The organism is Xanthomonas sp. SHU 166 (assembly GCF_000364685.1).
Taxonomy (GTDB): Bacteria; Pseudomonadota; Gammaproteobacteria; order Xanthomonadales; family Xanthomonadaceae; genus Xanthomonas_A; species Xanthomonas_A sontii.
This window is the reverse complement of the sequence record NZ_AQOJ01000390.1, coordinates 1-4,632: the sequence shown is the minus strand read 5'-3', so window position 1 is coordinate 4,632 and position 4,632 is coordinate 1. Positions and strand designations below refer to the sequence as shown.

The 4,632-nt window shown below is 70.4% G+C and carries 4 protein-coding genes and 1 pseudogene; 1 reads left to right on the top strand and 4 read right to left on the bottom strand.

From position 1 onward, the window contains the following. Positions 1 to 94 precede the first annotated feature (94 nt). On the bottom strand, positions 95 to 1,978 hold the full coding sequence (locus D180_RS10865) for an ABC transporter ATP-binding protein (RefSeq protein ID WP_017912815.1): 1,884 nt from the start codon (positions 1,976 to 1,978) through the stop codon (positions 95 to 97). Between the two features lie 148 nt (positions 1,979 to 2,126). On the opposite strand from D180_RS10865, the gene D180_RS10860 reads away from it, so the two are divergent. Then, the gene (locus D180_RS10860; protein ID WP_017912814.1) at positions 2,127 to 2,387 is read left to right on the top strand and encodes a hypothetical protein; all 261 of its coding nucleotides are present in this window, start codon (positions 2,127 to 2,129) and stop codon (positions 2,385 to 2,387) included. Between the two features lie 270 nt (positions 2,388 to 2,657). Here D180_RS10860 and D180_RS10855 read toward each other — a convergent pair whose 3' ends face one another. The 3 genes and pseudogenes from D180_RS10855 to D180_RS10845 all read right to left on the bottom strand — a co-directional run. Continuing rightward, on the bottom strand, positions 2,658 to 3,560 hold the full coding sequence (locus tag D180_RS10855; RefSeq protein ID WP_017912813.1) for an arginine deiminase-related protein: 903 nt from the start codon (positions 3,558 to 3,560) through the stop codon (positions 2,658 to 2,660). A gap of 302 nt (positions 3,561 to 3,862) precedes the next feature. Continuing rightward, positions 3,863 to 4,303, bottom strand: coding sequence for a carboxymuconolactone decarboxylase family protein (locus D180_RS10850; protein WP_017912812.1), 441 nt, complete (start codon positions 4,301 to 4,303; stop codon positions 3,863 to 3,865). An 84-nt stretch (positions 4,304 to 4,387) separates the two neighbouring features. Next, a pseudogene (locus tag D180_RS10845) lies at positions 4,388 to 4,632 on the bottom strand (RNA polymerase subunit sigma-24); the annotation flags it as partial.

Here is a 4,632-nt window from a genome sequence, read left to right as displayed (position 1 = left end):
CGGCGGGAGCGGCGAGCGCCGGGACGGCGAGGGCGGCGGCGAACAGGCAGGGCAGGGTGCGGAGCATGGCGGTGTCGGAAGGGGCGGACCAGGCTCAACGATACCCAGCGGCCTGCAGTTCGAACAGTTCCGCGTAGCGGCCCCCCTGCGCCATCAGTTCATCATGGGTGCCGCTGGCCTCGATCCGCCCGTCGGCCAGGACCAGGATGCGGTCGGCCATGCGCACGCTGGAGAAGCGGTGCGAGATCAGCACCGCGGTGCGGTTGTCGGATAGCTCCTTGAAGCGCTGGAACACCTCGAACTCGCTGCGCGCGTCCAGCGCGGCGGTCGGCTCGTCGAGGATCATCACCTGCGCGTCGCGCATGTAGGCGCGGGCGATGGCGATCTTCTGCCACTGCCCGCCGGACAGGTCCACACCGGTCTTGAAGCGGCGCCCGATCACCTGCGCGTAGCCCTGCGGCAGGCCGTCGATCAACTCGGCGGCCATCGCCCGCTGCGCGGCGGCGCGGATCCGCGCCGCGTCGTCCAGCGCGTCGACCTGGCCGACGCCGATGTTCTCGCCGGCGCTGAAGTGGTAGCGCACGAAATCCTGGAAGATCACGCCCAGGTTGGCGCGCAGGTCGTCCAGGTCGTAGTCGCGCAAGTCGCGGCCGTCGAGCAGGATGCGGCCTTCGTCCGGGTCGTACAGCCGCGCCAGCAGCTTGACCAGGGTGGTCTTGCCGGCGCCATTCTCGCCGACCAGGGCCAGCACTTCGCCGGCGCGCAGGGCGAAGTCCAGGTGCCGCACCGCCCACTGTTCGGCGTCCGGGTAGCGAAAGCCGACGTTCTCGAACACGAAGCCCTGCCTGATCGGCCGCGGCACCGGCACCGCGCCGGGGCGGGTGCGGATCTCCGGGACGATGCGGAAGAACGAGTACAGGTCGTCCAGGTACAGCGCCTGCCCGGCCACCTGCGAGAAGCCGATCAGCAGGCCTTCCAGCAACTGCCGCAGGCGCAGGAAGCTGCCGGCCAGGAAGGTCAGGTCGCCGATGCTGAAGTCGCCGCGCACCGTACGCCAGGCGATGTAGCCGTAGGCGCCGTAGTAGCCCAGCGTACCCAGCGCCGCCAGCAGGGTGCCCCACAGCATGCGCTTGCGCGCCAGCGCGCGGTTGGCCTGGAAGTAGCGGTCGGCCAGGGCGCGGTAGCGCGCGATCAGGAAGTTGTGCAGGTTGAAGATCTTCACTTCCTTGGCGGTCTCGACGCTGGCGCCGAGCTGGCGCAGGTAGTCGAGCTGGCGGCGCTCGGCCGTCCACTGGAAGTTGAGCGAGTAGCCCAGCGCGTTGAAGTGCGCCTCGCCGATGAAGGCCGGCACCAGCGCCACCGCCAGCAGAGCGATGAGCCACGGCGCGTACACCAGCAGGCCGACCGCGAAGCTGACCACAGTGATCGCGTCCTGCACCTGGCCGAACAACTGGCTCATCAGGTTCATGCGGCCCATGGTCTGGCGCCGCGCGCGGTCCAGCCGGTCCTGCTGCTCCGGATCCTCGAAATCCTCCAGGTCCAGTTGCGCGGCATGCTCCATCAACTGCACGCTGGTGGTGTTGTTGAACAGCTCCGACAGCAGCGTGTCGGCATAGCTGACCAGCCGCCCGAGCAGGTCCGAGGCGATCGCCAGCGCCAGCTCCAGGGCCAGCAGTTCCAGCAGCCGGTTCAGGCGGCCGCTGGCCAGGGCCTGGCCCAGCGTGTCGAACCCGGGCGATTGCCCAACCAGGTGGATGGCCTCGTCGATGATCAGCTTGCCGACGTACAGCGCGGCCACCGGCAGCAGCGCGCGGATCACGCGCAGGCCGATGCTGCTGAGGGTCAGCCAGCGGCTGGTCTGCCAGATCTGGCGCATGAACGGCGGCAGGTTGCGCATCGCATCGAAGCGCTCGCGCAGGCTCGGACCGGTGCGGGGCGCGGCGCGGGCGCCGCCATGGGAGGGGGAGGTGGAGGCCATCGGCGCATTGTGCCGGGGCAGGGTGTGCGCGGGGAGTGTGGGCTGCGCGGCGACGAAGGCTGCACCGGCGCTGACCCGATGGCTGGCGCGCGCTTTCTAAGGGCGGGGCATGGGGTAGCCTCGTCGCTGTCCAGCCGAGGCTGTTGCCATGTTCGATCCCGTTTCGTGTGCCGTCGCCCGCCTGCGTGCGCGCCTACCGTCGTGGTGCGAACTGCTCGGTTGCGCGGTTTTCGTCCTGGTCGCCGCCGCGCTGCTGCGGTGTGGCGAGGCGACCATGGTGGTGTTGACGCTGTCGTATGCGGTCTTCGCGATCGGCTACAGCCTGTTCCGCTTGTTCGGCGGTCGTAGCGGCATCGACCTCGAGCAGTTGTGGCGCGAGGTGCTCAATGCGGTCCTCGGTCTGTGCTGATGGGGTTGGTAGCGGCGTGGGCTGCCCGGCGCGACGGCTGTGTCATGCGGCGTGTCGCACCCTCACTCCAACCTCTCTCCCGGGGAGAGGGGCGAGCGCTTCCCTTCTCCCTGCGGGAGAAGGTGCCCCGAAGGGGCGGATGAGGGTACGGGCGAAGCCTCGAAAATGCTTGCTACTGCCAGGCGTTCCATGGCGGCCGTACCCTCACCCCAACCCCTCTCCCGGGGGGAGAGGGGCTGATGGAGGCGTCTGTCTGGAGCCTCTTTCGGCTTACTCGTCCAGCCGCAGCGTCAGGCACTTGGCCGCGCCGCCAGCCTTGAGGAATTCGTCCAGCGGGGTCTGCACCACGCGGTAGCCGATCGCGGCCAGTGCGGCGCACAGTTCGGACGAGGCGCGGTTGAGCAGCAGGGTGTCGTCCAGGTCCACCGCGTTGCAGGCGAAGGCGAGGGCGTCGGCCTCGCCGACGGCGATGCGCCGCGAGGCCGGGATGTGCTGGGCGATCGCCTGTTGCGCGTCGGCGTCGAACGCGGCGGGGTAGTACAGCAGGTAGCCGTCGCGCAGCGGGCAGAAGCAGGTGTCCAGGTGGTAGAAGCGCGCGTCGACCAGGCGCAGCGGCACCACCTCGATGTCCAGCAGGTCGGTCAGCTCGTGCGCGGCGGCCAGGTCGCTGCGGTGGCCGTGGCCCATCCACAGCCGGCGTGCGCCACGGTCCAGCAGCGCATCGCCGGCGCCTTCGAAATACACCTGCTCGGGCAGTTCGCAGATGCGCAGGCCGGCCTGGCGGCACCAGGCGGCGAACAGGGCTTCCTCGCCACGGCGTTCGGCGTGGCGGAAGCGGCTGGGCACGAAACGGTCGCCGAGCACCAGGCCGGCGTTGGCGCTGAACACCATGTCCGGCAGGCCCGGCGCGGCAGCGATGCAGTCGACGCGGGCGCCTGCCGCCTCGGCGGCGGACACCAGCGCGTTCCATTGCGCCTGCGCGCGCTCGCGGCTGGCGGCGTGCACGTTGCCTTCCATCCACGGATTGATCACGTAGTCCACCGCGAAGTGCTGCGGCGCGCACATCAGCAGGCGATGGCGGTAGCGGGCGCCGGCGCGGGACTGCGGTTCGGGGGAAGCGAGGGCCAGGTCGGTCTCGTCGGCCAGGCCGACAGCAAGGGCGTTCTCGATCATGCGCGCGCTCCACGTCTGGGATGCGCGCCACGCTAGCGGCGGCGTGTTGCGGGGACATGTCGGTCTTGGTGGCGGGAGTGGGGATTCGGGATTGGGGATTCGTGCAAGCAGAACCGCGCGCGCTGGGGGTCTGCCTGGCGTTGGTGTGTGGGGAGTGCGTCCAGCGGCGAGCACTCGGGATTCGGGAGGTGTCGCGCAATTTGCCGACTACGCGATCCTGCCTCCGAATCCCGAATCCCGAATCCCGAATCCCGAATCCCCAATCCCGAATCCCGAATCCCCAATCCCGGCGCGCAGCGCCCTTACGGCAGCGCCGGCTGCAGCCCCACGCCCAGCCGGTTCCAGGCGTTGATCACCGCCACGGCCATGGTCAGCGCACTGATCCCGGCCGGGTCGAACTGCGTCGCCAGTGCGTCGTAGACGGCCTGCGGCGGTGCCCCGGCAGGCAGCGTGGTCAGCGCTTCGGCCCAGTCCAGCGCGGCGCGCTCGCGTGCGTCGAAGAAGCGGCTGTCGCGCCAGGCGGCGAGGGTGTCGAGCTTGCGTGGCTCGGTGCCGGCGCTGCGCAGGGCGGTGGCGTGCATGTCCATGCAATAGGCGCAGCCGTTGAGCTGGGAGACGCGCAGGAACACCAGTTCGGTGAGGGCGCTGCCGAGCGTGCCGTCGTGGACCTGCTGGCTGGCGCTGAGCAGGGCGCGGAATGCGTCGGGTTCGTGGCGGGTGTAGTCGATGCGGTGGAAGTGCATGGCGGGTCGCTCATGGCGGCCACCATGGCCGCCTTCCCCTCCAGGACGCGGCGGCGCGTGCCGGCGTGACAGCGCCGCCGCAGGTCAGTCGCCGGCGGCAGGGCGCGCGCTCGGTGTCGGCAGCTTGTCCGGGTTCATCAGGGTCAGCACCTCGGCGATGCGCTCGCCCTCGATGCGCAGCACGGTCGCCGACTGCAGCCGCGGTCCCAGGAAGCGCAGGATCGCCGGTTCGCCGTTGACCGTGCCGATCCGCGCCTGCAGGCCCAGGCTGCGCCGCGCCACGGCCCAGTACAGCCGGCCGATGCGCTCGGCGCCGTGCAGCGGGCGCA

What these genes read in the sequence shown, in the direction of transcription:
- D180_RS10865 (WP_017912815.1), bottom strand. Translation starts at nt 1,978, where the DNA reads ATGGCCTCCACCTCCCCCTCCCATGGCGGCGCCCGCGCCGCGCCCCGC.
- D180_RS10860 (WP_017912814.1), top strand. Translation starts at nt 2,127, where the DNA reads ATGTTCGATCCCGTTTCGTGTGCCGTCGCCCGCCTGCGTGCGCGCCTA.
- D180_RS10850 (WP_017912812.1), bottom strand. Translation starts at nt 4,303, where the DNA reads ATGCACTTCCACCGCATCGACTACACCCGCCACGAACCCGACGCATTC.
- D180_RS10855 (WP_017912813.1), bottom strand. Translation starts at nt 3,560, where the DNA reads ATGATCGAGAACGCCCTTGCTGTCGGCCTGGCCGACGAGACCGACCTG.